This is a genomic window from Brevundimonas vesicularis (assembly GCF_027886425.1).
GTDB lineage: Bacteria > Pseudomonadota > Alphaproteobacteria > Caulobacterales > Caulobacteraceae > Brevundimonas > Brevundimonas vesicularis_C.
In genome coordinates this window covers 1,184,091-1,208,578 of record NZ_CP115671.1, presented here as the reverse complement: position 1 = coordinate 1,208,578, position 24,488 = coordinate 1,184,091, and the positions used below count along the sequence as shown (strand labels likewise).

The 24,488-nt window shown below is 67.9% G+C and carries 27 protein-coding genes and 1 pseudogene; 10 read left to right on the top strand and 18 right to left on the bottom strand.

Annotation, left to right across the window (positions count from 1 at the left end; all coding sequences use genetic code 11):
- Nucleotides 1-28 precede the first annotated feature (28 nt).
- The 5 genes from PFY01_RS06020 to PFY01_RS06000 all read right to left on the bottom strand — a co-directional run bounded on the left by PFY01_RS06020 (nt 29) and on the right by PFY01_RS06000 (nt 2,619).
- The gene (locus tag PFY01_RS06020; protein ID WP_017505300.1) at nt 29-544 is read right to left on the bottom strand and encodes a F0F1 ATP synthase subunit B; all 516 of its coding nucleotides are present in this window, start codon (nt 542-544) and stop codon (nt 29-31) included.
- Nucleotides 544-1,116 (bottom strand): hypothetical protein, encoded by a 573-nt coding sequence (locus PFY01_RS06015; protein ID WP_112861543.1) that lies wholly within the window; start codon nt 1,114-1,116, stop codon nt 544-546. Before PFY01_RS06015 ends, PFY01_RS06020 begins: the two co-directional genes overlap by 1 nt.
- 68 nt (nt 1,117-1,184) lie before the next feature.
- The gene (locus PFY01_RS06010) at nt 1,185-1,409 is read right to left on the bottom strand and encodes a F0F1 ATP synthase subunit C (protein ID WP_017505298.1); all 225 of its coding nucleotides are present in this window, start codon (nt 1,407-1,409) and stop codon (nt 1,185-1,187) included.
- Nucleotides 1,410-1,467: 58 nt separating this feature from the next.
- Complete coding sequence (locus PFY01_RS06005; RefSeq protein ID WP_017505297.1) at nt 1,468-2,253, bottom strand: F0F1 ATP synthase subunit A; 786 nt, start codon at nt 2,251-2,253, stop codon at nt 1,468-1,470.
- Nucleotides 2,254-2,259: 6 nt separating this feature from the next.
- On the bottom strand, nt 2,260-2,619 hold the full coding sequence (locus PFY01_RS06000; protein WP_017505296.1) for an AtpZ/AtpI family protein: 360 nt from the start codon (nt 2,617-2,619) through the stop codon (nt 2,260-2,262).
- A 251-nt stretch (nt 2,620-2,870) separates the two neighbouring features.
- On the opposite strand from PFY01_RS06000, the gene ispH reads away from it, so the two are divergent.
- Complete coding sequence (gene ispH / locus PFY01_RS05995; protein ID WP_271042792.1) at nt 2,871-3,842, top strand: 4-hydroxy-3-methylbut-2-enyl diphosphate reductase; 972 nt, start codon at nt 2,871-2,873, stop codon at nt 3,840-3,842.
- Here ispH and PFY01_RS05990 read toward each other — a convergent pair.
- From PFY01_RS05990 to PFY01_RS05965, 6 genes are all read right to left on the bottom strand, one after another.
- Nucleotides 3,839-5,386, bottom strand: coding sequence for a sensor histidine kinase (locus PFY01_RS05990; protein WP_271042791.1), 1,548 nt, complete (start codon nt 5,384-5,386; stop codon nt 3,839-3,841). The genes ispH and PFY01_RS05990 overlap by 4 nt on opposite strands.
- A 108-nt stretch (nt 5,387-5,494) precedes the next feature.
- Nucleotides 5,495-6,166: an SMC-Scp complex subunit ScpB gene (scpB, locus tag PFY01_RS05985; protein ID WP_205681442.1), complete on the bottom strand. Its 672-nt coding sequence runs from the start codon at nt 6,164-6,166 to the stop codon at nt 5,495-5,497.
- Nucleotides 6,163-6,981 (bottom strand): segregation and condensation protein A, encoded by an 819-nt coding sequence (locus PFY01_RS05980; RefSeq protein WP_271042790.1) that lies wholly within the window; start codon nt 6,979-6,981, stop codon nt 6,163-6,165. Before PFY01_RS05980 ends, scpB begins: the two co-directional genes overlap by 4 nt.
- 6 nt (nt 6,982-6,987) lie before the next feature.
- On the bottom strand, nt 6,988-8,037 hold the full coding sequence (gene nagZ, locus PFY01_RS05975; protein ID WP_271042789.1) for a beta-N-acetylhexosaminidase: 1,050 nt from the start codon (nt 8,035-8,037) through the stop codon (nt 6,988-6,990).
- Nucleotides 8,034-8,813 (bottom strand): SPOR domain-containing protein, encoded by a 780-nt coding sequence (locus PFY01_RS05970; RefSeq protein ID WP_161638765.1) that lies wholly within the window; start codon nt 8,811-8,813, stop codon nt 8,034-8,036. Before PFY01_RS05970 ends, nagZ begins: the two co-directional genes overlap by 4 nt.
- A 76-nt stretch (nt 8,814-8,889) precedes the next feature.
- Complete coding sequence (locus tag PFY01_RS05965) at nt 8,890-10,080, bottom strand: deoxyguanosinetriphosphate triphosphohydrolase (RefSeq protein WP_271042788.1); 1,191 nt, start codon at nt 10,078-10,080, stop codon at nt 8,890-8,892.
- A 130-nt stretch (nt 10,081-10,210) separates the two neighbouring features.
- On the opposite strand from PFY01_RS05965, the gene erpA reads away from it, so the two are divergent.
- On the top strand, nt 10,211-10,528 hold the full coding sequence (gene erpA, locus PFY01_RS05960) for an iron-sulfur cluster insertion protein ErpA (RefSeq protein WP_271043029.1): 318 nt from the start codon (nt 10,211-10,213) through the stop codon (nt 10,526-10,528).
- Here erpA and PFY01_RS05955 read toward each other — a convergent pair.
- From PFY01_RS05955 to PFY01_RS05945, 3 genes and pseudogenes are all read right to left on the bottom strand, one after another.
- Nucleotides 10,512-10,709, bottom strand: coding sequence for a hypothetical protein (locus PFY01_RS05955; protein WP_271042787.1), 198 nt, complete (start codon nt 10,707-10,709; stop codon nt 10,512-10,514). The genes erpA and PFY01_RS05955 overlap by 17 nt on opposite strands.
- Nucleotides 10,706-11,898, bottom strand: a pseudogene (locus PFY01_RS05950) (PepSY-associated TM helix domain-containing protein). The gene PFY01_RS05955 and the pseudogene PFY01_RS05950 overlap by 4 nt, the downstream one beginning before the upstream one ends.
- Nucleotides 11,808-13,994 (bottom strand): TonB-dependent receptor, encoded by a 2,187-nt coding sequence (locus PFY01_RS05945; RefSeq protein ID WP_420197049.1) that lies wholly within the window; start codon nt 13,992-13,994, stop codon nt 11,808-11,810. Before PFY01_RS05945 ends, PFY01_RS05950 begins: the two are co-directional and overlap by 91 nt.
- Nucleotides 13,995-14,112: 118 nt before the next feature.
- Here PFY01_RS05945 and PFY01_RS05940 point away from each other — a divergent pair, with 118 nt between their 5' ends.
- Nucleotides 14,113-15,054: an alpha/beta hydrolase gene (locus tag PFY01_RS05940; RefSeq protein WP_271042786.1), complete on the top strand. Its 942-nt coding sequence runs from the start codon at nt 14,113-14,115 to the stop codon at nt 15,052-15,054.
- A gap of 77 nt (nt 15,055-15,131) precedes the next feature.
- Here PFY01_RS05940 and PFY01_RS05935 read toward each other — a convergent pair whose 3' ends face one another.
- The 4 genes from PFY01_RS05935 to PFY01_RS05920 all read right to left on the bottom strand — a co-directional run bounded on the left by PFY01_RS05935 (nt 15,132) and on the right by PFY01_RS05920 (nt 18,839).
- A complete protein-coding gene (locus PFY01_RS05935; protein WP_199061372.1) occupies nt 15,132-15,689 on the bottom strand; it encodes a dihydrofolate reductase family protein in 558 nt (185 codons plus the stop codon).
- 41 nt (nt 15,690-15,730) lie between these two features.
- Entirely contained in the window at nt 15,731-16,459 is a 729-nt protein-coding gene (locus PFY01_RS05930) for a prephenate dehydrogenase (RefSeq protein ID WP_271042785.1), read from the bottom strand.
- A complete protein-coding gene (locus tag PFY01_RS05925; protein ID WP_271042784.1) occupies nt 16,456-17,787 on the bottom strand; it encodes a dihydroorotase in 1,332 nt (443 codons plus the stop codon). Before PFY01_RS05925 ends, PFY01_RS05930 begins: the two co-directional genes overlap by 4 nt.
- Before the next feature lie 86 nt (nt 17,788-17,873).
- Nucleotides 17,874-18,839, bottom strand: coding sequence for a glycosyltransferase family 9 protein (locus PFY01_RS05920; protein WP_271042783.1), 966 nt, complete (start codon nt 18,837-18,839; stop codon nt 17,874-17,876).
- A gap of 86 nt (nt 18,840-18,925) precedes the next feature.
- On the opposite strand from PFY01_RS05920, the gene PFY01_RS05915 reads away from it, so the two are divergent.
- The 7 genes from PFY01_RS05915 to PFY01_RS05885 all read left to right on the top strand — a co-directional run bounded on the left by PFY01_RS05915 (nt 18,926) and on the right by PFY01_RS05885 (nt 24,484).
- On the top strand, nt 18,926-19,156 hold the full coding sequence (locus PFY01_RS05915; RefSeq protein ID WP_271042782.1) for a hypothetical protein: 231 nt from the start codon (nt 18,926-18,928) through the stop codon (nt 19,154-19,156).
- Nucleotides 19,153-19,719: a hypothetical protein gene (locus tag PFY01_RS05910; protein WP_271042781.1), complete on the top strand. Its 567-nt coding sequence runs from the start codon at nt 19,153-19,155 to the stop codon at nt 19,717-19,719. Before PFY01_RS05915 ends, PFY01_RS05910 begins: the two co-directional genes overlap by 4 nt.
- A 68-nt stretch (nt 19,720-19,787) precedes the next feature.
- The gene (locus PFY01_RS05905) at nt 19,788-21,176 is read left to right on the top strand and encodes a response regulator (protein WP_271042780.1); all 1,389 of its coding nucleotides are present in this window, start codon (nt 19,788-19,790) and stop codon (nt 21,174-21,176) included.
- A 50-nt stretch (nt 21,177-21,226) separates the two neighbouring features.
- Nucleotides 21,227-22,030 carry a YgfZ/GcvT domain-containing protein gene (locus tag PFY01_RS05900; protein WP_271042779.1) on the top strand — a complete coding sequence of 268 codons (804 nt, stop codon included), beginning with the start codon at nt 21,227-21,229 and terminating at the stop codon, nt 22,028-22,030.
- A 7-nt stretch (nt 22,031-22,037) separates the two neighbouring features.
- Nucleotides 22,038-22,796 carry a 3-oxoacyl-ACP reductase gene (locus PFY01_RS05895; RefSeq protein ID WP_271042778.1) on the top strand — a complete coding sequence of 253 codons (759 nt, stop codon included), beginning with the start codon at nt 22,038-22,040 and terminating at the stop codon, nt 22,794-22,796.
- Between the two features lie 445 nt (nt 22,797-23,241).
- The gene (locus PFY01_RS05890; RefSeq protein WP_271042777.1) at nt 23,242-23,850 is read left to right on the top strand and encodes a DNA-3-methyladenine glycosylase I; all 609 of its coding nucleotides are present in this window, start codon (nt 23,242-23,244) and stop codon (nt 23,848-23,850) included.
- Entirely contained in the window at nt 23,843-24,484 is a 642-nt protein-coding gene (locus tag PFY01_RS05885; RefSeq protein ID WP_271042776.1) for a ribonuclease HII, read from the top strand. The genes PFY01_RS05890 and PFY01_RS05885 overlap by 8 nt, the downstream gene beginning before the upstream one ends.
- Nucleotides 24,485-24,488 lie beyond the last annotated feature (4 nt).

The following is a 24,488-nucleotide window of genomic DNA, read 5'->3' as shown; positions in this document are numbered from 1 at the left end:
GCCTTGTTTCATTCAGGATCGACCCTGATCAGTTCAGGCGATCGCCGATCTGGGCGATGGCGCTGTCGAGAAGCGGATCCTTGGCGCCGCTGGCGAGGCGCGCGGCCAGAACCTGTTCCGCCGACTTGGCGGCCAGATCGGCGGCGGCGGCCTTCACCTCGGCCGAGGCCTGGGCTTCGGCTTGGGCGATGCGGGTTTCGGCCATCTTCTGACGACGGGCCAGGGTCTCTTCCAGCTTGGCCTTGGTCTCGACTTCCAGACGACGGGCGTCGGCTTCGGCCTGAGCCATCATCTCGGCGGCTTGGGCTTCAGCCTCGGCCTTCTCCTTGCGGATCTGGGCCAGCAGGGCTTCGGCCTCGGCGCGCAGGCGAGCGGCCTCGTCCAGGTCGGCCTGGATTTTGACTGCCTTGGCGTCCAGCGCCTTGCCGGCCATCTTGGGCACGCCGGCGGCGATCAGGATGCCGAAGAAGATGATCAGGCCGATGCCGACCCAGATCTCCGCATTGGCGAAGCTCCAGATGCCGTGTTCGAAGATCAGGTTCATCAGGCGGCTCCCTTGACGGCGGCCAGCTCGGCGGCGGTCGCGGCCTTGCCGGTCAGACGCTCGACCATGGCGGCGGTCGTGTCGGAGGCGATGGTGGAGACATTGGCCATGGCGGCGTCGCGCGTCTTGCCTATCGAGGCTTCCGCCTCGGCGATGCGGGCGTTGACCACGGCTTCTTCGGCGGCCTGACGGGCGTTCGCTTCTTCGGTCACGCGCGCCTTGGCGGCGGCGGCCGTGGCGCGGGCGTCAGCGCGAGCCTTGGCGACTTCCGCCTGAGCTTGGGCGGCCTGGTCGGCGGCTTCAGCCTGAACCTGACGCGCGGTCGCAACGGCGGTGGAAATGGTGTCGGCCCGTTCGTCCATCACCTTGCGAAGGCGTGGCGCAAAGACCTTGGAAACCAGAACATACAGGATGACGAACAGGATCAGCAGATAGCCGATCTGGCCCGCCCAGTGCTCGAACTGGAATTGCGGCAGGCCGCCCGAGCCGTGCTCGGCGGGGGTCGCCGTCTCGGCGTGCAGGTCCGCTTCGACCGAAGGCGGGACCGCGTCGATGGTGTGGGTGCTGGCCATGAACCGTCTACTGCAGGATCAGATGAAGCGGCGCGCGGGCGAACCCCGCGCGCCGTGATCGACTGATATCAGCCGAAGATCATCAGGATGCCGAGCACGAAGGCCAGGATGCCTAGGGCTTCGGCCAGAGCGGCGCCGACGAACAGGTTGCCGACTTGGCCGGCGGCGGCCGACGGGTTGCGCAGGGCGCCGGCAAGGAAGTTGCCGAAGATGTTGCCCACGCCCAGGGCCGAACCGATCATGCCCAGGGTGGCGAGACCAGCGCCGATGTACTTCGCGGCTTCAGCGTCCATGATTGTATTCCTAGATTAAAGTCGTTGGTGGTTGGGGTGAAGAGACTGGTCCGGCCCTTTAGTGGGCGTGGTCCAGGTTGACCACATCGTTCAGATAGATGCAGGCCAGAACGGCGAAGACGAAGGCCTGGAGGAAGGCCACCAGGAACTCCAGAGCGGTCAGGGCGACGACCATGCCCAGCGACAGGGCCGCGACCGGGAAGGCCAGCAGACCAATGCCGCCGCCCAGGCCCAGAAGGCCCAGCGACACGACGAAGCCGGCGAAGATCTTCAGCGCGACGTGGCCGCCCAGCATGTTGCCGAACAGACGCAGCGCCAGGGTGACCGGGCGAAGCAGGAAGGACACGAACTCGATCAGGCCGACCACCGGTCGCAGCGCCAGCGGCGCACCCATCGGCCAGAACAGCTTGAAGAAGCCCAGACCGTTCTTTGCGAAGCCGACGACCAGCACCAGACCGAAGGTGATCAGGGCGAAGGTGGCGGTAATGGCCAGCTGCGAGGTCGCCGTGAAGGTCAGGAACAGACCCAGAATGTTCATGCCCAGGATCAGGATGAACAGGGTGAAGATGAACGGGAAATACTTGCGGCCTTCGTGACCGATGATGGAATCGGCCAGATTGTCGATCAGGCCGAACAGACCCTCGCCGGCGGCTTGCAGCCGACCGGGCACGACCTGGGCGTTCGCGGTCACGGCGGCCAGGAAGCCGACGATCAGCACGAAGGCGACCGTCATGGCGATGTGCGAGTTGGTGATCGCCAGATCGACCGTCCCCAGCACAGGCAGGGTGACGTCGCCAAGGTCGACGACCTTCTGAATCGCAAACTGATGAATCGGATCGGCCATGAAGCCCTATCGTTCCCCGTCTTCGTCGGCCTCGACGTAGGGCTCGGCCGGAGCCGTCGTCCCTTGCGCCTTGGCCTGCGCCATCAGCCGGTTGGCTGTGCGACGCGCCATGTAAATCGACAAGGCGAAGCCCAGAAGGACCCCGCCGATCAAACCCCACGGACGGGTCCCGAGGGCCCAGTCTGCGATCGCTCCGAACGCCAGCCCCACGAAGACGCCGCCGAGAAGCTCGGCAATAATCTTGTAGGCCTGACCCGACACCTGATGGCCGGTCAGTTCGGCGGATTTCTCCGCCGTGGTCCGCGCCTCCAATGCGGATGCGCTGTCTTGGAGGCGTTTGATCGCCTCTTCGCGCGATTCCGACATGGGGGATAGGACCTGTGCGTTCGGCGTCCAGACAGTGCGTCCGGACGGGTCTGAATTCGGCGCGGAAACTAATCGTGAGCGGCCTACAGGTCAAGGCGTCGTGATCATGCGCTAACGCATTGTAGAATATCGACTTTCTATTCAGGCCCGCCCGCCGTGACGATGCGCCGCTGCAGCGGGCGACAGAATCCGTCGCATCCGCCCTTCGGCTCCGATGGCGGTCAGCGCCGCAAACGACTAGGTTCGCCGCCATGAATGCGCATGTTCCTGTCCCCAACGCTCCGCTTCGCCCCCTTTCGGTGCGGTTGGCCACCCCACGGGGCTTTTGCGCCGGGGTCGACCGGGCGATCCAGATCGTCGAGCGCGCGATCGAAAAGTTCGGCGCCCCCGTCTATGTGCGCCACGAGATCGTCCACAACAAACATGTGGTCGAGCGGCTGAAGGCCATGGGCGCCGTCTTCGTCAAGGAACTGGACGAATGCCCTGACGACCGGCCGGTCGTCTTCTCGGCCCACGGGGTGCCCAAGTCCGTGCCGGCGACGGCGCGGGCACGCGAACTGGTCTTCCTGGACGCGACCTGCCCCCTGGTGTCCAAGGTCCACGTCGAGGCCGAACGTCACCATGCGGCCGGCCGGCACATCATCCTGATCGGCCACGCAGGCCACCCCGAGGTCGTCGGCACCCTGGGCCAGCTGCCGCCCGGCGCCATCACCCTGGTCGAGACCGAGGCCGACGCCGAATCGTTCGAACGCCCCGACGACGCGCCCCTCGCCTACGCCACCCAGACCACCCTGTCGGTGGACGACACGGCGGGCATCCTGAAGGTGCTGAAGCGCCGCTTTCCCGAACTGCCCGATCCGCACAAGGAAGACATCTGCTACGCCACGACCAATCGCCAGGACGCCGTCAAGGCGCTGGGCGAGGGTTGCGACCTCGTACTGGTCGTGGGGTCAAAGAACTCGTCCAATTCGGTGCGCCTGGTCGAGGTCGCGATGCGCGCCGGCGCCCCGGCCGCCTATCTGGTGGACGATGCGTCCCAGGTGGACTGGTCGTGGTTTGACGGCGTGAACACCGTCGGCGTCACCGCCGGCGCCTCGGCCCCCGAGCCGCTGATCGAGGCCCTGGTCGACGCCATCCGGGCGCGTTTCGACGCCACGGTGACCGAAGACGACGGCGCGCGCGAAACCGTCACCTTCAAACTGCCGCGCCTGCTGACAGCCTAGGCGACCGCCTTCAACGGCAAGACGACGCGGAAGGTGCTGCCGGCGCCGGGCGCTGTGACGATTTCGATCTTGCCGCCCATTAGAGCCGCCAGACCGTGCGCCGCCGTCAATCCCAGTCCCAGCCCTTCGGCGGTGCGCGTCGCGCTTTCATCGCCCTGGGTGAAAGCCTCGAACAGGCGCGCCGCTTCCGCCGGCTCCATGCCCGGCCCCGTATCCTCGACCTCCAAGGCCAGGCCCGCGCCCGCAACGGCGCGCAGCATCACGCCGCCGGTGCGTGTAAACCGCACCGCATTGTCCGTCAGCGCCGCCATCAGCTTTTCGACGTGGACCGGGTCGCCCAGCCACTCGCCTTCGGCGGCCTCGACCGAAATCTTCAGCCCCTTGGCCTCGGCGGCGCCCCGGAAGTCGTTGGCGACCCGCTGCAGCAGGTTGTCGGGCCGGAACGGTCGGGTTTCCAGCGCCACGGCCCCGTCGCGCAGCCGCACCACGTCTAGCAGCTCCTCGACCAGCCTCAGTTGCTGACGTCCCGACGCCTTCAGGATTTCCAGTCGCTCGCGCTGCTGCGGCGTCACCAGATCGGCCCCTATGATCTCGGCCATGCCCAGAACCCCGTTCAGGGGCGTGCGCAGTTCGTGACTGACGTTGGACAGGAACCGCGTCTTGGCCCGGTTCGCAGCCTCGGCCCGCTCCAGCGCCGCGGACAGGGCGACCTCCGAGGCTTTGAGGCGCCGCACGTCGGCCGTCGTGTTCCACAGCAGCGACCCCGTGCCGATCAGCAGCACGATGAAGAGCAGCAGCAGCAGCGGCCCGGCCTTGGTCAGGATCTGATAGCCGGGCTGCTCCGGCGCCCAGACGACACGACCCAACAGGGCGCCGCCGACATCGCGCACATCGACGCCGATCATGCCCTTGGGCGGCTCTGCATCGCCGGGCTGGAAGTGGATCCGGTCCAGCGCCAAGCGCGTTCGCAAGAGATTGAGCTCGCCGGCGAACGGTTTGAACGACGCGACGACCGGATCGGACGCCGGCGTCGATCCGCCCGCCGTATGCCGCACGACCGTGGACGCCCCCAGCACATAGACGTCGTCGCCGACGCGAACGAACGCCGCCTTCAGCCGCACCCCGGCATCCGCCGTGACCGATCGGTCGCGGCCAGCGGCCTCGGCCCGGAGCGCGTCGATCAGCGGCCGGGCCGCCTGACCGAATGGCTCGCCGACCTGCGTCTCGGCCGGTCGGCCCAGCGTGCTGATGCGAAACAGCCGCCCGGTCCCGTCATAACCCAGTGTGAACTGATGCTTGTGCTGGGCGGCGTAGAAGGCGCCGAAGTTGCGGTCGTACCAGGCCACATCGCCCACCGTCATCCGATCGACGGCCTCGTCCCAGACCGAGGCGGTGGTCAGGTTTTCGCCAATGGTCTCCAGCGCGCGGGTCAGACGCAGCCGCACCAGACCTTCTTCCTTGCTGGCCTGGTGGGCGTCGATGCCGCGACTGACGATGGCCAGAACCCCGGCCATTCCGACAATGGACGACAGCATCAGGATCATTGCGATCCTGAACGTGCTCCACGCCCGCCAACCCGTCTTCGATGTCACGCCACTCATACGGTCTGGCTTACGGCGCGCAGACTAAGACGGCGTGAACATCACGCTGGGTCAGCTTCGTTCGCCGACGAAATCCTGGGCGAACTCGGGCGCCTCGTCGTCCAGCGGCAGGGTGCCGTCCTCGTCGTCGGCCTCCGACGCGCGGCTGGGGTCGGGCACCTCGAACCCGACGGGCAGCGACAGGTCCAGCAGGCCCGCCGCCTTCATCTCCTGCACGCCCGGCAGGTCGTACAGGGTCGCAAGGCCGAAATGCTCCAGGAACCGGTCGGTGGTCGCATAGGTGACGGGCCGACCCGGCGTGCGCCTGCGTCCGCGCAGCCGCACGAAACCCATCTCCAGCAGCAGGTCCAGCGTGCCCTTGGAGATGCTGACGCCGCGCACGCTTTCGATCTCGGCGCGGGTGACGGGCTGGTGATAGGCGATGATCGCCAGCGTCTCCAGCGCGGCCTTGGACAGACGGCGCGGCTCCTCGCGCTCCTGCGTCATCATGAAGGCCAGGTCCGGCGCGGTGCGAAAGCGCCAGCGGTCGGCGACGCACTCCAGCTCGACCCCCCGCCCCTCATAGCGGGCGCGCAGACCCGATATGGCGCGGGCGACATTGCAATTCTCGGGCAGGCGCGCGGCGATCTCGGCCGCCGTCAGCGGCCCGGCGGCGGCGAACAGCAGGGCTTCGACTCGCCGCTCGATCTCGGCCTCGTCGGGCTGGAAGGCGAGGTCGCTCACGGCGTCAGCTCCAGCGGCTGGCCCGGTCCGCGCCGCTTCAGATACAGGTCTGCGAACGCCTCGCTCTGCCGGATATCCATCGCCCCCTCCTTCACCAGCTCCAGACTGGCCGAGAGGGTCGAGGCCGTAAAGCTGGCCTGGCTCGGCCCCTCCTCGTCCTCACGATGGGGCGCGACCTGTTCCAGCGGCGTCCAGTCGGCCAGCTTGGGCATGATCTCGCGCAGCCAGTCGCGGGCGGCTTCCAATGGAAAGGCCTCGACCCGCTGGCCGGGGGCGTAGCGCCGGGCCTCCTCGCGCCGGCGCTGCACCACATAGGCGCTCATCAGTTCGTACAGGCTGGCGTCGATGCGATCCGACGGCACGATCACCGTCGCCTCGGGGTCGCCGCGCGTGAAGACGTCGCGCTTCAGCTGGGGCCGAGCCATCAGCTTTTCGACGGCTTTTCGCATCGCTTCCAGCTTCTGCAGCCGGAACGCCAGGGCGGCGGCCATTTCCTCAGCCGGCGGCTCCTCGGTCTTGCCCTTGTCGGTGCGCGGCAGCAGCAGGCGCGACTTCAGATAGGCCAGCCACGACGCCATCACCAGATAGTCCGCCGCCAAGGCGAAGTTGCGCCTGCGCGCCTCATGCACGAAGGCCAGATACTGTTCCGCCAGCTGGGTGATCGACAGCTTCAGCAGATCGACCTTCTGGTTTCGCGCCAGGGCCAGCAGGACGTGCAGCGGTCCCTCATAGCCTTCCAGATCGACGACGAAGGCCTCGCGCTCCTCGACCTCCTCGGCGTTGAAATCCAGATTGGGCTGGAAAGACTCCGTCATAGGTCTTTAGGCCTGCGCCTCACCCACGTCCGGCCCCTTGGCGGCGTCCATGCGACCGCCCATGGCCTTGAAGAAGCGATCGTGTCCCGCGACGGGATCCAGCGGTTCGGGCGTCCGCACGATCCGGGCCAGCGCGGCTTCCGCCCGGCGGCGCGCCCCGCCCTTCAGCGGTCCGACGCCCTCGGCGACCTGGCGCATTTCGTCCATGTCGCCGTTCCAGTGGACGACGAGATCGCACCCCGCCTTCAGCGCCTTGTGCGCGCGCTGGGTCAACGAGCCCGAAAGGGCGTTCATCACCAGATCGTCGGACAGCAGCAGGCCGCCGAATCCCAACCGCTCGCGGATCAGGCGAATGGCCTTCTTCGACTGCGTCGCCGGATGTTTGCGATCGATTGCGGTAAAGACGATGTGCGCCGTCATGCCGATCGGCATGTCCGACAGGGCCTTGAACGGCGCAAAGTCCCAGGCGTCCAGCGTGTCCAGATCGGCGTGAACCGTCGGCAGATCCTTATGCGTGTCCGCAAAGGCCCGGCCATGGCCCGGCATGTGCTTGATGCAGGGCAGAACCCCGCCCGCCAGCAACCCCTCCGCCGCCGCCCGGCCCAGCACGGCGACCGTCTCGGGATCGACGCCATAGGCGCGGTCGCCGATAATGTCGTGGGCGCCGGGAACCGGTACGTCCAGCACCGGCAGCAGGTCGACGGTCACCCCGACCTCGCGCAGGTCGTGCGCCATCAGACGCGCGCCCAGCCGCGTCAGCTCACGCGCCTGAGCCAGCTCGTTAGTAGCCTTCAGATAGGCGGCGCCCGGCGGATATTTGGGCCAGTGCGGCGGCCCCATCCGCTGGACCCGACCGCCTTCCTGGTCGATCAGGATCGGCGCCTCGGGATCGCCGATGGCCGCCCGCAGTTCGGCAGTCAGAGCCCGCACCTGTTCCGGCGTGTCGATATTGCGCCGGAACAGGATGAAGCCCCAGGGTCGGACCTCGGCGAAGAAGGCCTTTTCGGCCTCCGTCAGCCGATGTCCCAGGCAGCCATAGATGGCGGCGGACGTCACCGGACGATGCAGTCCCGGCCCGCCGCCTTCAGCGCATTGCAGAAGGCGACCGCCCGTTCGCGCGACAGGCCCGAGAACGCCGTGCGGTACAGGGTCGATCCGCTGGACGAGGTCACTTCGGTCACCCGCTTTTCAGCGCCCGAGGCGTACGCGCCGAAGCGGCCGGCGACGGCGGCGTATTCACGGTCCGCGATCTCGGTCGAGGAGAAGGCGCCGATCTGGACCGAGGCCGATCCGCCGGTCGCGGCCGGAGCCTTGGTCGCCGGCGCAGCGACGGGCGCGGGCGCCGGAGTCGTCGGACGCGGCGCAGGCGCGGCCGGCGTCGCCGTATTGGCGGGCGGCAGGCCCTGTCCGGTCGGTGCGGCGGTCGGCGGCGCGGCCGGACGCGGCTGGGGCGCCTCGGGCGGCGGGGTGAAGGTCACGGGCGCATCGGTGGTCTCGGTCTCGTCGCGATAGACGCGCACGCCCTCGGCCGGGTCGATCGGCTGGGCGTCGATAGGCGCGGCGGTCTTCATCTCGCCGACGGGCTGACCCACGGCCGGCGGCGCGTCGGTCGAGGCGCGCATGCCCGAACGATAGAAGAAGATCACCGCCACGATCAGCAGCAACAGGACCACCGCGCTGATGATCAACGTCACCGGCGGCGCCTTGCCCCCGCCCGAGCCGACATTGCGGCCGCTGCGCGGATCGTAGCTGTTGCGGCGGAACGGCAGGTCGTCGTCGGTCGGCGGCGTATAGGCGCCCCGGCCGGGTTTGTTGTCGTCTTCAAAGGACATGGTCGCGCTCCGCCGTCTGTCGGCGCGAATCGGCGCGCCGAACGATCACTCTACGCCCCCGCGTGCATCTTTCGAATCACAGATCGAGGGCGAGGTCGAGGCTGAACAGCTTCTGGTGCACTTCTATGGCGTAACGGTCGGTCATGCCGGCGATATAGTCGCACACGGCGCGCGCCCGCTGCGTCTTGTCCGGGGTCATGGCCGGTTCGCCCCACTCCGGCGGCATCACCTCCGGCTCGGCCATGAACAGTTCGAACAGTTGCGACAGCACGCGCCGCGCCTGACTGCGGGTTCGGTTGACGCGGTAGTGGCGATACATCCGCTCGAACAGGAACTTCCTCAGCACCGCCAGATCGACGTGCATGGCGTGCGAAAAATCCACCATTGTGCGCCTGGCCATCCGCACGTCCTCGGTCGTGACGATCCGGTCTTCCTCCAGCCGCCTCGCCGTCTCGGCCAGCACGTCCTCGACCATGACGCCGATCATCCGCCGCACCGCCTCGATGCGCAGCATCCGGTCGTCGATGTCGGGATATTCGCGGCGCACCTCGGCCAACATCGGGCCGATCAGCGGCACCTGATCCAGATCGCGCAGGGTGATCAGACCCGCCTGCACCCCGTCGTCCACGTCATGATTGTTATAGGCGATGTCGTCGGCGATGGCCGCGCATTGGGCCTCCAGCGAGGCGAACGTCCCCAGCCGCAGGTCCCACCCCGCCTCGCCTCCGGCCGCATAGGGGCGCACGACCGACCAGGCCGGCTCGTCCAGCCGGTGCGACACCGGGCCATTGTGCTTGATGACGCCCTCGACCGTCTCCCAGCTCAGGTTCAGCCCGTCGAACTGCGGATAGCGGTTCTCCAGCTCGGTCACGACGCGGAAGCTCTGAACGTTGTGATCGAACCCGCCATGATCGCGCATCTGCACCACCAGCTCGTCCTCGCCGGCGTGGGCGAAGGGCGGATGGCCCAGGTCGTGGGCCAGGGCGATGGTTTCCGCGAGGTCGTCGTCCAGCCTCAGCGCATGGGCCAGCGACCGCGCGATCTGCGCCACCTCCAGCGAATGGGTCAGGCGGGTGCGGTAGTGATCGCCCTCATGCGCCACGAAGACCTGGGTCTTCTCCTTCAGCCGCCGGAACGCCGTCGCATGGATGATGCGGTCACGGTCCCGCGCGAAGGCGGTGCGCGTGCGGCTGGCGGGCTCGAAAACGCGGCGGCCCTTGGTCAGGTCGGCGCGCTCGGCGTAGGAGGCGAGGTCTGTGTGGCTCAAGTCATCAACTTTAAAGCGGCGGCCCTTTGCGAACGGCCCTGCCCGCCTCATATAGACAGCCGTGAGCACCGTCCAATCCACAGAACCATCCACACCCGCCTTCACCGTCGCCACGCGCGCGCCGGAAGGCATCGTCCTGGCCGCCAGCGCCGCCAAGCGACTGGCCAAGCTGGGCGCGGCCGAGGGCAAGACCCTGATGCTGCGCGTGGCGGTGGACGGCGGCGGCTGCTCGGGCTTCCAGTACCGGTTCGAACCGGTCGAGACGGCCGAGGACGACGATCTGCGCATCCAGGCCGACGGCCAGACCGCCCTGATCGACCCCGTCTCGGTGCCCTTCCTGAAGAATTCCGAGATCGCCTACGTCGATGAGCTGGCCGGCGCCCAGTTCGTGGTCAGGAACCCGAACGCCGCCTCCAGCTGCGGCTGCGGCGTCAGCTTCTCGATCTGACGACGGCCCAGCCGGTCGCCAGGATCGGCGTGGCCAGCAAGGCCGCAAAGACCAAGTCCCACACGCCATCCTGCAACAGCGCGCCCACCAGCCCGATCAGGCTGAGCGCGAACAGGACGATGGGCGCGCGGAAGATCGCCCACAGGCTCAGATCCCTCGGGTTGTGACGGCGACGGCTCACGCCTTCCGCCTCCCCTTGCCCAGCCACAGATAAAGACCGGACCCCAGGATCACCATGGTGGCGATGTCCAGGAGCGCCCACAGGATCTTCAGCGCCAGCCCGCCATAGTCGCCGAAATGCAGCGGCTGCGACAGCGACAGGGTTTTCACATACCAGGGCATCGGCGCCACCGCCGCGAGCTCGCCTGTCCGTGCGTCGATCAGCGCCGGCGTGGTCATATGCGTCGTCAGCGGCGTGTCGCCGTGGAAGAAGACGGCATAGTGGTGGTCGGTCGAATAGTCGGTCCCCGGAAACGCCACGAACTGCAGCTTCATGCCCGGCAGCGCCGCCTTGGCCCGCTCCACCGCCGCATCCAGCGAGGCCCGGCCCTGCGCGGGCGCCGGCGCATCGTAGGCGACGGTCAGTTCCTTCAGCGCCGTCTCTTTCCAATAGGCCAGGATGGGCGTGGCCAAGGTGTTGACCACCCCCGTCAGCCCCACCACCAGCACCCAGGCCGCCGTCACCACGCCCAGCAGATTGTGATAGTCCAGCCACCGCGTCCGCGCCGCCTTCTTGACCCGCACCGTCCCGAACGGCAGCCGACGCATGAAGGGCGCATACAGCACCACGCCCGACACCACGGCCACGACCAGCAACAGACCCATCGCGCCCAGAAACAGCATTCCCGGCAGACCCAGGAACATGTCGGTGTGCAGCTGAAGCAGGAACTCCATCACCGGATGACCGGCGACCAGCGGCGCGCCCTCGCCGCTGGTCTGGTCGATGGGCTCGAAACTGTATTTGCCGGCCGGGGCGTCGGGGGCGCGGCTGGTGACGTTCACCACCGGCCGATCCTCGTCGAAGCTCATGAAGGCCGGAACCTCGCCCGGATGTTTGGCCAGACCGGCGGCCAGCACCTCGTCCAGCGTCAGCAGTCGGCCGCCCGGGTTCTTCGGCGCCCACGGCTCATGCAGCAGCGCCTCGTTCAGCTCGTGGCTGAACACCAGCGGCAGTCCCGTGACGCACAGCATCAGCAGGAACAGGGTCGAGATCAGGCTCGACCACTTGTGCGTCCAGGTCCAGGCGCGGATCGTCCGGGCGTGCATCGGCCGACGCGGATCAGAACTCGGTCGAGACCGACAGACGCAAGGTCCGCGGCGCGCCCAGCGTCAGATAGTTCGATCCCGGATAGCCGCCGACCGCGACCCACTGATCCTCGTCCGCGACATTCTCCACCCGCGCCCGCAGCGTCAACGGCTTGTCGCCCGCCACGAAGGCGTAGCGGACCCCGGCGTCGAACCGGGTCCAGCTTTCCAGCTCCAGCGTATTCGTCGCATTGGCCGGCTGGGCGCCGGTATGGATCGCACGGCCTTCGACCGTCAGGCCGCTGACCATCGGCACGTCCCATTCGACGTTCAGATTGGCCTGAAAGTCCGGCACGCCGATGGCGGACTTGCCCGCATTGGCGGCGGTCAGCGACCGATTGATCTCGGCGTCCAGCCATGTCGCGCCGCCGATCAGACGCAAGCCTGGGACCGGTTCGCCATAGACGGTCAGCTCGACGCCCTTGTTCTCCTGCTCGCCCCCGTCCGAATAGACGGCGGTGTTCGGATCGAAAAAGGCGCTGGGCAGGGTCGTGCGGAAGACGCTCAGTGTGCCGCCATACGAACCAGCGTCGTATTTGGCGCCGATCTCGGCCTGCTCGGCGCGGAACGGCGACAGCACTTCGCCGCCGTTCACCACCGTCACGCCATTGACCACCGCCGGCGCGGTCGTGCCCGGAACCAGGGCTTCGGCATAGTTGGTGTACAGCGAGATCGTGTCGCTGGGCTTGTAGACCACGGCGAAGGCCGGCGTCGTCGCGTCGCTGGAATAGCCCGACGTGAATGCGCCGTCGGCATAGGCATAGGATCGGGTTTCGATCTCCTGATAGCGGACGCCGACGGTCGCCAGCAGCCGTCCATCCAGGAAGGACAGCACATCGGCGACGGCGAAACTGGTGTTCTTGACCCGCTCGGTGACGTTGGGATCATCCAGATCGCCCGAGACGCTGCCGATGGCCGGGGCCGGCGACAACAGCGGATTGGTCAGCGTTCCCATCGCATAGCCGGCGAAGCTCGATGCCGCCCAGGCGTTCTTGGACTTGGACTGGATCTGCGAGGCCGAGGCGACCAGGCGATGTTCGACCGGGCCGGTCGTCAGGTCGGCGCGCACGCCGATGTCGCCCGACCACACAGTGTCCTCGCGGATATTGTCGAAGCGATAGCCGCGGATCGCGCCCGCCGCATCGGCGCGCGGATTGGCCAGGCTGTTGTCTTCCTCGCCCTGACGCCCGCCGAAAGCGGCCCAGGCGCTGATGCTGTCGGTCAGGTCGAGCTCGCCGCGCACGGCGCCGAACACCTGCTCCTCGTCAGTGTAGGTCCAGCGCTGGGCGAAGTTCTTGTCGGCCGAGGGCGCCTCAGGGATGGCGGTTCCCGGCGTCACGCTGGGACGGGGCGCATCGATCCGGTGATCCTGCCAGCCCAGATCGGCCGAAAACCGGGCGCGATCGCCTCGGCGGTCCAGTCCAAGGCCGACGACCCGCAGTTGGCCGGTCTCGTCCTCGACGGCGCTTTCGCCCGCACGGCTGGCGATGTTCAGGCGCGCGCCCCATTCGCCTTCGTCGCCGAAACGGCGAGCCAGGTCGGCGGCGGCGTAGATCTCGTCACGGCCCGACACGCCTCCGGTCAGGCGCGTCAGGGGGGCGTCGCCCGCCCGCTTCGGCGTCAGGTTGAAAGCGCCGCCGACCCCCGTTCCGCCCGCCGCGGCGCCGTTTAGGAAGGTGCTGGCTCCGCGAAACACCTCGACCCGCTCGACCAGTTCGGCCGCTACAAACTGGCGCGGCAACACGCCATAGAGGCCGTTGTAGCTCATGTCGTCCGAATAGACCGGGAAGCCCCGGACGACATACAGCTCCTGGAAGTTGCCGAATCCCTTGGACACACGCACCGTCGGGTCGTTCTGCAGCACGTCGCCAATGCCGCGCGCCTGCTGATCACGCACCAGCTTTTCAGTGTAGTTGGTGGTCGAGAACGGCGTGTCCATCACGCCCAGATTGCCCAGCAGGCCGATGCGTCCCCCACGCGCCACCTGACCGCCCGCCGCCGGGGCCGTCAGCCGCACCTGCGACCCCGTCACCACAATCTCGCCCAGCTCCGCCGGGGCCGTCGCCTGCTGCGCCAAGGCCGGCGAGGCGAGCGTCAGCGCAAGGGCGCTGGCGGTCAAAAGAACGGAGGCACGGCGAAGGCAGGGCATTTTGATACGCATTCTCAAAATCAAGTTGCGCGTCCCTAGCCCGATCGGTGGGCGCAATGCAATCCGCCGCGCCCGCGACATATTGCATTCGAGCAGTTTCTCGTCTGACCTCGCCGCCAAGGAGATTATCATGCTGACGCTGACCCACGCCCTTCTGGCCGCCAGCCTGCTCGCCGGCCCGGTCTCGACCGACATCGCCCTGCCCGCCCAGCCCGCGCCCCTGCATGGCACGCTGCTGACGCCGGAGGCGCCCACAGCCGTCGCCGTCATCCTGCCCGGCTCCGGCCCGACCGATCGGGATGGGAACAGCCCGATGGGCGTCGCCGCCTCCACCTATCGCCTGCTGGCCGAGGGCCTGGCGGAACAGGGCGTCGCCACCGTGCGCATCGACAAACGCGGCATCGCCACCAGCGCTGCCGCCGGTCCCGCCGAGGCCGATCTGCGGTTTGACGCCTACGCCGCCGACGCCCGCGCCTGGGCGACCGAGGCCGCCGCGCGCACGGGCCAGCCCTGCGCCTGGCTGATCGGTCACAGCGAAGGCGCCTTGGTCGCGCTGAAGGCGGTCGAGGGCGGAGACGACAAGGTCTGCGGCCTGATCCTGTTGTCCGGCGCCGGTCGCCCGGCCGGCGTGGTGATCCGCGAACAGCTTCAAGCCGGGCTGCCCGACCCCCTGAAGACCCAGGCCTTCGCCGTCCTGACCGAACTCGAAGCCGGCCGCACCGTCGCCGACACGCCGCCCGCGCTGGCCGCCCTGTTCCGCCCGTCGGTCCAGCCCTATCTGATCTCGTGGCTGCCGCTGGACCCCGCCGCCCTGCTCGCCGCCTACGAGGGCCCGGTCTTCATCGGCCAGGGGACCACCGACCTCCAGATCGGCGTCACGGACGCACAAGCCCTGGCCGCCGCCGACCCCAAGGCAACGCTGAAACTCTGGGACGGCGTCAACCACCTCCTCAAGACCGCCCCCGCCGACCGCGCCGCCAATATGGCCACCTACGCCGACCCGGCGCTGCCGCTCGCGCCGGGCGTGGCGCAGGATGTGGCGGCGTTCATTCGGGCGAATGGGAAGCGCTGAGCGTCAACGAGTTCGGCCTGCGCTTGCGTCACCGGGCGAACAGATGCGACGCCGAGGCCTTTAGCCGCAGTTCGACGTCAGCCGTCACGCCTGTAATGCGTGGCGATCACCCCGTTAGTCAGCGGCGTCGCGGACACCAGTTTCAGCCGTCGCGCGCTGGGCAAGCCACTCTGATGCAGGGTCGGGCCGCGCCCGGCGATGCGGGGATGGACGAGAAACTGATACTCGTCGATCAGGTCCATCCGATCCAGTTCGGCCGCCAGTTCGCTGCTCCCGAGCAAGACGCCTTCAGGCGTTGCGTCCTTGAGCGCCTGGACGCCTGTCCGAAGGTCGCGGCCAATATGGCGGCTGTTGGTCCATGGAAAGTCCGCTCGCGTCGATGACGCCACATACTTTGGCTTGACCTCCAGTTTGAGCGCCCACTGGCGGATCATCGGCGGCGCGTCCGCCTCGCCCCGGGCGACAGCGGGCCAGTAGCTTTCCATCATTTCGTAGGTCACGCGGCCCCACAACATCGCCCCGTGTTCGTCCATCAGGCGGGTGAAGAAGGCATGTGTTTCATCATCGGCGATGCCCGCCTCATGATCGACGCAACCATCCAGGGTGACATTCAGACAGAAGGTCAGAAGTCCCATGCGCCAAGCCTCCCCTAGAGTACCCATTGTCACTCTGCGCCTCAGTTCGACGCTAAGCCACCCCGTGCTTCATCCGCCAAAGCGAAGAACCGCGCCCGCACCTCGGCCGCGAACGGGTTGTCGCGTTCGATGGCGCGGAAGACGGCGGGGCTGTCGTGGCGGACCATGTCGACGGCCTGCATCAGCCGGTCGAAACTGGCGGTGGTCATGCGCGTCGGCAGGGGCTCCATCGCCATCAGGACGCGGGCGATCAGATGGGTCAGACCCTGGACCGTCGCGGCCTCGCGGTCATGGTCCTCGGGGCTGACCTGAAACACCTTCAGCCTCAGCGCCCGGCGGCAGAAGGCGGCGACGCGGCGGGCGTCTTTTGCACCCCTTACCTCGCTTACGGCGATGCGCAGGCCCGCGATACCGTCCTTGCCGCTCTGAGGACCGAACAGGGGGTGGGTTCCCACGATCCGCAAGCCGGGCGGCAGGAGTTCATCCATCGCCCGCGCCGGCTTCACCTTCACCGAGCCCACGTCGACGACCAGGGCGTCGGGCGCCAGATGCGGGCCGATGGCGATCAGCGTCGTCTCCAACGCCTCGACCGGCACGGCCAGCACCACCGTCGGACAGGCGGCGGCGGTCGCCAGATCGGTCAGGGACGCGAGGCCTTCGCCATCGCTCGCCGCCGGATCATGCGCCAGGATATCGAACCAGACAGACAGATGACGCGCCGTCAGCCGCCCGAAGGCGCCGAAGCCGATCAGGCCGAGCTCTTCCCTCACAGCGTCTCCATGAACCGCACCGGCCGCCCGTGCGCCGATCCGATCAGTTCGCCGTCCTGCATCACCACCCGACCGCGCACGATCGTCGCCATCGGCCAGCCTGTCGCCTCCACCCCATCGAACGGAGTCCAGCCGCAGCGCGTCGCCTGCTGTTCATGGGTGATCGTCCGCTTAGACTTCAGATCGACGATGGTCAGGTCGGCGTCATAGCTGACGGCCATCCGCCCCTTGTTGGCCGTACCGAACACCCGCTGCGCGCCCGCCGAGGTCAGGTCGATGAACCGCTCCAGCGACAGTCGCCCATTGGCGACATGGGTCAGCATCAGCGGCACCAGCGTCTGCACCCCCGGCATGCCGGACGGCGAGGCCGGATAGGGTTTGGCCTTTTCTTCCTTGGTGTGCGGCGCATGGTCGGAGCCCAGCACGTCGGCGACGCCCTGCTGCATGCCCCACAGCCACAGCGCGTCCACATGCTCCTGCGACCGGATCGGCGGGTTCATCTGGGCATAGCTGCCCAGCCGCTCATAGGCTTCCGGTCCGACCAGGGTCAGGTGCTGGGGCGTGATCTCGACGGTGGCGACATCCTTGTGGAAGCGCAGATATTCCATCTCTTCCCGGGTCGTGACGTGCAGCACATGGATGCGCGCGCCTGTCTCCTTTGCCAGGCCGACCAGGCGTCGGGTCGAGCGGATGGCGCTCTCGGCGTCGCGCACCTCGGGGTGGCTGGTCCAGTCGCCGGTGCGGGCCAGACCGCGCCGCTCGACCAGGCGGTATTCGTCCTCGGAGTGGAAGGTGGCGCGGCGGCGCACATTGGACAGGACCTTCCTCACCCCCTCGTCGTCGGCGATCAGCAGGTCACCGGTCGAGGCGCCCATGAAGACCTTGACCCCGCAGCAGCCGGGCAGCCGCTCCAACTCGCCCAGATAGTCGGCGTTCTCATGCGTGCCGCCGACGTAGAAGGCATGGTCGGTCCACATGCGGTCCTTCGCCCGCGCCAGCTTGTCGGCCATGGCGTCGGGGTCGGTGGTGTTGGGATTGGTGTTCGGCATCTCGAACACGGCGACGACGCCGCCCAGGGCCGCCGCGCGGCTGCCCGTCTCCAGGTCTTCCTTCCACTCCAGCCCCGGCTCGCGGAAATGGACCTGGGTGTCGATCACGCCGGGCAGGACCGTCAGTCCCGTCGCGTCGAAGACCTCGCCCGCCGAGGCCTGGCTCAGGTCGCCGATGAAGGCGATCTTGTCGTCGATCACGCCGACATCCGCCATGCCTCGCCCCGCATGGTTCGCCACCTCGCCGCCACGGACGATCAGGTCATAGGTCTGGGTCATGGGGCGGTTCCTGGGGGATGAGCGATGCGCTCTTACTATATCTCCGCTCATCCCCGCGAAAGCGGGGACCCAGCGCTTTGGGCGCGCTAACCCCGCACCTTCAACATCCGCTGCGCCGCCTTCAGCACCCGCTCCCACGGCAGGTCCATCATATGCTGAATCGCCTGGTTCAGGCGCGGATCCAGCTTTTTGAACTCGTCATAGGTGCGCGGCCCGCGCACGGCCTCGCCCTTCCAGGGTCCGCGCACGGTCTCGTCCGACGGCCCGAAGGCGGCGACGACCGGTACGCCCGAGGCTACGGCCAGCTGGGTCCAGATCGAGTCCGCCCCGATGTACAGCACCGACGTCGACAGGGCCGCGACCGTCTGCAGCCGCGTCAGCTTGCCCTGAAGCTCGATCACCCGCGCGCGCGGCACGGCGTAGCGGATCGTGTGCGCCGCCTCGCGGTCGATCTCCTCGCCCACGATCATCAGCCGCCCGCCCGCCAGCGGCCCGTCGTCGGCCAGCAGCTTGGCCGCGACCTTGGCGTAGCGTTCGGCCGGCCAGCGCTTGCCCATCCATTCCACGCCCGGCCCGACCGCCAGGATCGGCCCGTCACCGCCCGTCGCCGGGATCAGCGCCTCGACCTGGGCCCGCGTCTCGTCCGAGACATAGAGTTTCGGCGCCGGAATCTCGTCCGGCTCCAGCTTCAGCACCGCCGCCGCCGCCTCCACCGCATGCAGGCCCGGCTGATCCTTGCCCCGCACCGCGCGCTTGTGCCGCCTCAGCTTGCCCGACAGGTCAGAGCCGCGCATGTCCACGACCAGCCCCCATTTGGTCGCCCGCACCTGGTTCCACAGGGCGATCCATTCGAAATGGCCCTCGCGCTCCAGCACGATCAACTTCGTCAGGCGCGGCGTATCGGCGAACAGCGGCGCGCTGGCGGCCGATCCGACAATGGTGAAGGTCGCGTGCGGCAGGCTCTCGACCAGATGCGCCAGAACGCCGGAGGACAGCACGGCGTCCTCGGCGTCGGCCTCGGCGATGTACAGGATGGGAAACCGCCCGATCATCCGTCGACGGATACAGGGATTCTATCTGCGATTCAGCGCCAAACGCGTGTTTCCACAGGAAGGCCCCATGCGCTACAGCGACGCGCATGAGCCAGACGCCCGACCCAGCCGCCCCCGATCTAGAAGCCGCCGCCCTCGAACGCTTCAAGGCCCAGCGCGTGACGGCCATCTACCGGCTGGACCTGATCGCCAAGGGCGCGACGATTTCTTACGAGGACGGCACGCCGATCGACATGGCCTCCGAAAAGGCCCGGCTGGAAGCGGTCGTCGCCGACATGGACCGCCGCATCGCCCGCCTGGAGCGTTCAGCCGGGTGAGCCTGCCCCTGCTTCCCGGCCGGACCTGCGGCGGTTGCGTCGAATGCTGCCGGGTCATTCCGCTGAACCTGCCGGAACTGGCCAAGCCGACGGGCGAGCTGTGCGCCTATTGCGTCGACGGCGCGGGCTGTTCGGTCCACGCAATCCGGCCGAACACCTGCCGCATCTGGTTCTGCCTGTGGCGCGTGGTCGAGCTGTCGGACGACTGGCGGCCCGATCGCAGCGGCGTCATCGTCCGCCCCGACGGCGTGGAGGACGGGGTCATCACCCTGTATGTCCTGCGCCGCTCCGACTTCCTGGCCTCGCCCGACTTCTTCGTGACCGTCGCCGGCTGGATCGCGGAAGGGATCGAGGTGGCGCTCAGCATTCCCGGCCCCGTCGGAACCTATCCCGCCCGCGCCGTCGTCACCGACTGGCTGCGCCCGGCGATCGAGGATGGCGACACCGACGCCTTTACCACTCGCGTCCTGATGTCCCTCGACCGGCTGGCCGAACACGATTTCCAGCCGGACGGCGTCGTCGCGCGATATGCGGTGACAACCCTGGATCGGCCGAAAGCTTAGCCGAAGCTTAAGCCCTTGGCCCTACGATAAAAATCCGTAACGCCGTCGCTGGAAAGGGCACGCCGTCGATGCAGGCCTGGGACGCGCTGAAACGACCGATCTGGATGTTCGATCCGGTCGCCTTGCGCGGCGTCTACGCCAATGCGGCCGCGCTCGACCTCTGGGGCTCCGACAATCTCGACGCCCTGCTGGCGCGCGATTTCAGCAATGTCTCCCCCGCCGTCCTGGCCCGCACCGAGCGTCTGGCCCGCGAGACGGCCAATGGCGAGACCCTGACGGAAGACTGGACCTTCTACCCGCACGGGCGACCGCTGACCGTGTCGGCGGTGATCTCGACCTATCGCCTGACGGACGGCACGCCGGTCCTGCTGTTCGAGGCCGCGCCAATCACAGTGGAAAACGAGGAGCGTCGCGCGGTCGAGGCCCTTCGTCACACCTCGACCCTGATCACCCTGTTCGACAGCGAAGCCCGCCCGATCTTCTCCAATCCGTCGGCCTTCGCCGCCTACGGATCGACCGCGCACCCCTTCGAGGCCCGGTTCGCCGAACCCGAGCGCGCCCAGCCCATGCTGGCGGCCGCCCTGTCGGGGTCAGCGATTTCCGACGTCTGCGAGATTATCACGCGCGAGGGCGTGCGCTGGCACCATCTGGACATTCGTCCCGTGACGGACCCCGTCACGGGCCATCTCGGCGTCTTGCTGAACGAGATCGACGTGACCGAGCGCGTCGAGGCCGAACAGGCCCGCGTCGCCGCCGAGCAGAAGACAGCGATGGCCGAGGCCCGGCAGAAGTTCCTGACCGACATGTCGCACGAACTGCGCACGCCCCTGAATGCGGTCATCGGCTTCTCCGACCTGTTGTCCAAGGCCGGCCTGCCCGACGAACAGGCCGATCAGGCCGCCCGCATCAACGGCGCGGGCCAGCGTCTGTTGTCCGTCGTCAACGACATGATCGACCTGTCGGCCGACAACGTCGTTCCCCTGGCGCCCTCAGACACCCCGGCCGAGCCCGCCCCGCTGGCCAATGAGGACGTCCCGACCCTGCGCGTCCTCTATGTCGACGATCACGACAGCAACCGCGCCCTGGTCATGGCGGTGTTGACGGCCCAGGGCATCGCCTGCGCCACCGCTAACGACGGCCAACAGGGCGTCGAGGCCGCCCGCACCGGCGACTGGGACGTGATCCTGATGGACATCCAGATGCCCATTATGGACGGCGTCGAGGCGACCCGCGCCATCCGCGCCCTGCCCGGCGTGACAGGCCGCACGCCGATCCTGGCCCTGACCGCCAACACCCTGCCGGAACAGCTGACCCAGTACGAACAGGCCGGCATGGACGACTGCATCGCCAAGCCAATGAACATCGTCGACCTGGTCATGCGCGTCACCGCCTGGGGCGCCAGCGACTGGCGCACCTTCGATCCTCGCCTTGAGGACGCGGCGGTCGCTGTCGCCTAAATTCGGCGCGGCGTCTTCTGAAGCCACGCCGTCGGCCCTATCTTCGCCCCATGCCCATCGCCCGTCTCGACAGTCGCGCCCTGATCTCCGTCACGGGAGAGGAGGCGAAACCCTTTCTGCACAACCTGCTGACCCAGGATGTGGAGACGCTGGCCGACGGGGAACTGCGGTTCGGCGCCCTGTTGTCCCCGCCCGGCCGGCTGCTGTTCGACCTGTTCCTTCTGGGACAGGCTGACGGCGTCGTTCTGGATGTCGCCGCCGAGCGACGCGACGCCCTGATCCAGCGTTTGTCGATGTACAGGCTGCGCGCCAAGGTCGAAGTCGCCGCCGACGACCGCCCGGTGTTCGCCGCCTGGCCCGAGGCCCCCGCCGGCTTCATCCCCGACCCCCGCACGCCCCTGATGGGCGGCCGTCTCTATGGCGAGGCCACTGCGGACGCCGCCGAGGCCGCCTACGACGCCCACCGTCTGTCCGTCGGCCTGCCCGATCCGACCGCCGACGCGCCCCAGGACAAGACCTATCCGATCGAGGCCGACTTCGACCTGCTGAACGGCATCGATTTCCAGAAGGGCTGTTTCGTCGGCCAGGAAACGACCTCGCGCATGAAGCGCCGGGGCACGATCAAGAACCGGATGCTGCCGCTCGATTTCGACGGCCCGCCCCCCGCCTTCGGCGCCGAGGTCCTGAAGGGCGAACTGCGCGCGGGCGAGGTCCTCTCGGGTCAGGACGGTTCGGTCATGGCCCTGCTGCGCATCGACCGCCTCGACGGCGACCTGACCGTGGACGGCCGCCCGGTGCGCTTGCGCAAACCCGCCTGGATGGGCGAGGACGTCCTTCCCTCCTCCAACGCGTGAGTCCCCCATGAAGATCGCCGATCAGATCGTCCTCGTCACCGGCGGGGCGCGCGGCGTCGGCGCCGCCTGCGTCCGCGCCTTCGCCCATGAAGGCGCCCGCGTCGTCATCAACTGGAGGAACAGCGGCGAAGCGGCGAACGCTCTGGCCGCCGAGATCGGCGAGCGCGCCCTCGCCCTCCAGGCTGATGTGACCGACCGCGCCGCGGTGGACGCCATGGTCGCGGCTGCGCAAAACCATTTCGGCGCCCCTGTCACCACCGTCGTCAACAACGCCTTGGACTACAGCTTCAACGGCGACGCCCGATCGCAGATGACCGCCATCGGCTGGGACGAGATGGATCGCCAGTTTTCGACCGTCGTGCGCGGCGCCCTGAACCTGATCCAGGCTACCGCGCCCGGCATGGCCGCCGCCCGGTTCGGCCGCATCGTCAACATCGGCACCAACCTGTTCCAGAATCCGGTCGTGCCCTACCACGACTACACCGCCGCCAAGGCCGCCCTGCTCAGCCTGACCCGCACCGCCGCCGGCGACCTTGGCCCTGACGGCGTCACCGTCAACATGGTCTCGGGCGGTCTGTTGCGCACCACCGACGCCAGCGCCGCCACGCCCGAGGCCGTCTTCGACCTGATCGCCGGCATGACCCCGCTGCGATCGGTGACAACGCCCGAAGAGTTCGCCGACGCCGTCCTCTTCTTCGCCTCCCCCTGGAGCCGCGCAGTCACCGGCCAGAACCTGGTCGTGGACGGCGGATTGGTCCGGGACTGAAGCCCGCGCCTGTTTTCGTCATCCTTCGGCAAGCCGCTTGCGGCGCAGACCGGAGGACCCAGCGGCGCGCGGGGGCGCGAACCTGTCGCGGCTTCTGTGTTCAACCATCCAGCGGCGGATGGATTTCGCCTTCGGTGCCGCTGGGTCCCCCGGTCTCGCTCTGCTCGCCGGAGGATGACGAAAGAGCGACGCCATCCATCGTATCGCCGCGAAACTTCCCCCAACATTTCCGTAACTTGTCTGCGACCAGCGTCAATCGACCAGCCCCCGCCGCCGGCGCCCTAGAATACGCGGTTTTACGCCAGAGGCCGCAAAACCTGTCCGCATCCACCCGAGCACAGCTTCAGAGATTAGACGAATTAGACACTTTAGACGGTGTTTTTCCTCCGTCGCCCCGACGCCGAACGCCCTTTCCTCAATCGGAACAGACTGGCAACTTCAGGCCATGACCGACTCACACGCCCCAGAGGTTTCCGGCGGCCGCTGCGGCTGGTGCGGGACCGACCCCCTCTATGTCGCCTATCACGACACCGAATGGGGCGTGCCCGAGCGCGATCCCCGCGCCCTGTGGGAAAAGCTGGTGCTCGACGGCTTTCAGGCCGGTCTCGCCTGGATCACCATCCTCAGAAAACGCGAGGGCATCCGCGACGCCTTCGACTGTTTCGATCCCGAGATCGTCGCCCGCTATGGCGAGGCAGACATCGAGCGCCTGCTGGGCGATCCCCGCATCATCCGCTCGCGCGCCAAGATCAACGCCGCCATCCGGGGCGCCCAGATCTGGCTTCAGATGCGCGATGACGGCGAGGACTTCTCCGCCTGGCTCTGGTCCTTCGTCGGCGGGGAGCCGATCCAGACCCCCTACGCCGACTATCGCCGGGCCCCGACCCAGACCGAACAGTCCGTCGCCATGGCCAAGGCCCTGAAGAAGCGCGGATTCAACTTCTGCGGCCCGGTCATCGTCTATGCCTTCATGCAGGCTGTCGGCATGGTCAACGATCACCAGACGACCTGCTTCCGTCACGCCCAGGTTCGTGCGATGGCGAACCATGGCTAAAGCCTTCGCAAATCCGAAAGCCTTCCCGACCCTCGCGCTGGAAACGGTGCTGATTCAGCGCGTCAACGGTCACGTCTGCGGCGTGGACGAGGCCGGGCGCGGTCCCTGGGCCGGCCCCGTCTCGGCGGCGGCGGTCATTCTGAACCCCGACGACCTGCCGCCCGGCATCGACGATTCCAAGGCCCTGACCGAAAAGCGTCGCGCCGCCCTGGAGCCCGAGATCAAGGCCCGCGCCGTCGCCTGGGGCGTCGGCTTCGCCTCTGTAGACGAGATCGAGGAACTGAACATCCTGCATGCCACGGGTCTGGCCATGTGCCGCGCCATCGAGGCCTTGCAGGTCCAGCCGGTCGCCGCCCTGGTCGACGGCAACTATCGCTTCAAGCTTCCGTGCGAAATCCAAACGGTCGTCGGCGGCGACGGGTTGTCGCTATCCATCGCGGCGGCCTCAATCCTGGCCAAGACGGCGCGGGACCGGTTGATGATCGATCTGGACGCCCAGTATCCCGGCTACGGCTTCGCCAGTCACAAGGGCTACAACGCCCCGATCCACCAGAACGCCTTGAAAACCCTGGGCCCCTGCCCCGCCCATCGGCGCAGTTGGTCGCCGATCAAGGCGCTGTTGCAGGAGGCCTGACGCC

Excerpts from the sequence above, each read along its gene's own strand:
- PFY01_RS05980 (WP_271042790.1), bottom strand. The coding sequence starts at position 6,981 with ATGACGGAGTCTTTCCAGCCCAATCTGGATTTCAACGCCGAGGAGGTC.
- PFY01_RS05940 (WP_271042786.1), top strand. The coding sequence starts at position 14,113 with ATGCTGACGCTGACCCACGCCCTTCTGGCCGCCAGCCTGCTCGCCGGC.
- PFY01_RS05990 (WP_271042791.1), bottom strand. The coding sequence starts at position 5,386 with ATGATCCTGATGCTGTCGTCCATTGTCGGAATGGCCGGGGTTCTGGCC.
- PFY01_RS06020 (WP_017505300.1), bottom strand. The coding sequence starts at position 544 with ATGAACCTGATCTTCGAACACGGCATCTGGAGCTTCGCCAATGCGGAG.
- PFY01_RS05935 (WP_199061372.1), bottom strand. The coding sequence starts at position 15,689 with ATGGGACTTCTGACCTTCTGTCTGAATGTCACCCTGGATGGTTGCGTC.
- PFY01_RS05920 (WP_271042783.1), bottom strand. The coding sequence starts at position 18,839 with ATGATCGGGCGGTTTCCCATCCTGTACATCGCCGAGGCCGACGCCGAG.
- PFY01_RS06010 (WP_017505298.1), bottom strand. The coding sequence starts at position 1,409 with ATGGACGCTGAAGCCGCGAAGTACATCGGCGCTGGTCTCGCCACCCTG.
- PFY01_RS05945 (WP_420197049.1), bottom strand. The coding sequence starts at position 13,994 with ATGCGTATCAAAATGCCCTGCCTTCGCCGTGCCTCCGTTCTTTTGACC.
- PFY01_RS05905 (WP_271042780.1), top strand. The coding sequence starts at position 19,788 with ATGCAGGCCTGGGACGCGCTGAAACGACCGATCTGGATGTTCGATCCG.
- PFY01_RS05970 (WP_161638765.1), bottom strand. The coding sequence starts at position 8,813 with ATGTCCTTTGAAGACGACAACAAACCCGGCCGGGGCGCCTATACGCCG.
- ispH (WP_271042792.1), top strand. The coding sequence starts at position 2,871 with ATGAATGCGCATGTTCCTGTCCCCAACGCTCCGCTTCGCCCCCTTTCG.
- PFY01_RS06000 (WP_017505296.1), bottom strand. The coding sequence starts at position 2,619 with ATGTCGGAATCGCGCGAAGAGGCGATCAAACGCCTCCAAGACAGCGCA.
- PFY01_RS05890 (WP_271042777.1), top strand. The coding sequence starts at position 23,242 with ATGACCGACTCACACGCCCCAGAGGTTTCCGGCGGCCGCTGCGGCTGG.
- PFY01_RS05885 (WP_271042776.1), top strand. The coding sequence starts at position 23,843 with ATGGCTAAAGCCTTCGCAAATCCGAAAGCCTTCCCGACCCTCGCGCTG.
- PFY01_RS05915 (WP_271042782.1), top strand. The coding sequence starts at position 18,926 with ATGAGCCAGACGCCCGACCCAGCCGCCCCCGATCTAGAAGCCGCCGCC.
- PFY01_RS05900 (WP_271042779.1), top strand. The coding sequence starts at position 21,227 with ATGCCCATCGCCCGTCTCGACAGTCGCGCCCTGATCTCCGTCACGGGA.
- PFY01_RS06005 (WP_017505297.1), bottom strand. The coding sequence starts at position 2,253 with ATGGCCGATCCGATTCATCAGTTTGCGATTCAGAAGGTCGTCGACCTT.
- PFY01_RS05895 (WP_271042778.1), top strand. The coding sequence starts at position 22,038 with ATGAAGATCGCCGATCAGATCGTCCTCGTCACCGGCGGGGCGCGCGGC.
- PFY01_RS06015 (WP_112861543.1), bottom strand. The coding sequence starts at position 1,116 with ATGGCCAGCACCCACACCATCGACGCGGTCCCGCCTTCGGTCGAAGCG.
- PFY01_RS05925 (WP_271042784.1), bottom strand. The coding sequence starts at position 17,787 with ATGACCCAGACCTATGACCTGATCGTCCGTGGCGGCGAGGTGGCGAAC.